The organism is Bremerella sp. JC817 (genome assembly GCF_040718835.1).
Taxonomy (GTDB): Bacteria; Planctomycetota; Planctomycetia; order Pirellulales; family Pirellulaceae; genus Bremerella.
Map to the genome: position 1 here is coordinate 1 of NZ_JBFEFG010000146.1, position 366 is coordinate 366.

Below are 366 nucleotides of genomic sequence, written 5' to 3' on the forward strand. Positions count from 1 at the left end.
GCAGGAGTAATGAATTCCATCAGATGCGCTCCTTCTTTTCCATGTTCAGCGGCACGCCGCTGTCTTCCCGGCGCGCGGAGGGCCGGTCGCGCAGCGCCTCGATCTCGTCGGACAGCGAATAGCCCTTGTCGGTGACGATCCGTTCCAGGTTGACCATCCGGTCCTGCATGGAATCGAGCTGCCCTTTCAGCGCTTCATTCTCCGCCTTCAGGCGCTTCGTTTCGGCGCTGTCGCCGCGCTGCGTCTTGCCGCCCCATTCATCCTCGAGGTCGTAGCCGTGCTTGGCACGGATCCAGTTGTTGATCAGCCAGCCACCCGTGCGATTCAACAAGTGGAATTTAGAAGTCCAGCCAGCGCTTTATACCC

General features: G+C 60.1%; 1 protein-coding gene. It reads right to left on the bottom strand.

Features of this window, described 5'->3' with window-relative positions; all coding sequences use genetic code 11:
* Positions 1-19 precede the first annotated feature (19 nt).
* Positions 20-331, bottom strand: a complete 312-nt coding sequence (locus AB1L30_RS00685; protein WP_367011423.1) for a hypothetical protein — start codon at positions 329-331, stop codon at positions 20-22.
* Positions 332-366: the final 35 nt, after the last annotated feature.